1 protein-coding gene and 1 pseudogene are annotated in these 1,158 nt (G+C 71.2%); both read right to left on the bottom strand.

The window, feature by feature from the left end:
• Positions 1–572, bottom strand: a pseudogene (locus D7X74_RS41990) (FrgA protein); the annotation flags it as partial.
• A 50-nt stretch (positions 573–622) separates the two neighbouring features.
• A partial coding sequence (locus D7X74_RS41985; RefSeq protein WP_120538470.1) for an RDD family protein occupies positions 623–1,158 on the bottom strand: 536 nt, incomplete at its 5' end.

Below are 1,158 nucleotides of genomic sequence, written 5' to 3'. Positions count from 1 at the left end.
GCCACGGGCTCCTGGGCGACGGAGCGCGCGAGCTGCTCCACCATGTCCACCGACATCGACTCGTCCTCGGGGGGAGGAGGCGGCGGGGTGTGGGTCCCGGCCTGCTGCGCGGCGAGCGCCTCGCCCAACTGGACGAAGCGCGGCGGCAGCGGCTGGCGGTAGATGAAGGAGATCCACTCGCGCACCCGCAGCTCGATGGCGACCCACAGCTCCAGCGGCTTGCCCAGGAGGAAGCCGACTTCGTCCAGCTCCTTCTTCGGCACCGGGTAGGCGCACGCCACGTGCAGCGTGGTGCCGTCCAGCGACAGGGGCACCACGCTCAGCCGCTCCGCGATTTTCGGAGGGATGAAGGTGGCGACCTCCTGGTTGGGCTCGAAGTCCACCAGGTTCACGGGCCGGAAGCCGGAGGCCTCGCCGAGCATCGCGAGGACGTCCTGCTCGGACATGCCGCGCTCCATTAGCGCGGTGTCGAGGTGGCCGCCCTGGGCCTGGTGTTGACGCAACAACTCCCCGGCCTGCTCCTGGGTCAGGAGGCCGCGCGACACGAGGTGCTGGGCAAGACGGGAAGGCATGAAGGCCGCGGCATCTTACGGCCGCAGCCGCAAGGCACAATGAGCCGGTTTCAGCTCGGTTGGACGACGAAGGTGGACGTCAGCTTGTCATGCAAGGTCTGGCCGCGTCGGTCGAACAGCGCCATCCAAAAGCCGCCCAGGAAGAGAACAAAGGAAAGCCCGGCGAGCAGCGCCCGGAAGATGGCCCGGCCCGGGGTGGGCGCCATGCCGTGGGTGTCCACCAGCCGGAGCCCCAGGAGCAACCGTCCCAGGGTGCGCCCATTCCAGAGGAAGGCCGCGACGGCGCAGTACACGGTGGCGAGCACCAGCACCAGTACCACGCCCGGCAGCAGCACGGTGTGCAGTGCGCGCAGCCAGGCGACGAAGGCATCCAGCCCCGTCAGGCCCGCCTGGGGGCTCTTCACGCCCGCCACCGACGAGGCGAGGACGATGTAGGCCGACGCCACGGCGCCAATGGCGGCGGTGTCGACGGTGAAGGACAGCAGCCGCCGCCACAGCGACGCGGGGCGCGCGTGCACCTCCCCGGGGGCGGCCGCCGGCGCGGGGGGCTTCGACTTCGAGGGCGCGGCGGCCGCCCCCGGGGAGG

The organism is Corallococcus sp. CA047B, from assembly GCF_003612065.1.
Taxonomy (GTDB): domain Bacteria; phylum Myxococcota; class Myxococcia; order Myxococcales; family Myxococcaceae; genus Corallococcus; species Corallococcus praedator.
Note: the sequence above shows the minus strand (reverse complement) of the source record. Positions and strands in the feature narration are given on the sequence as shown.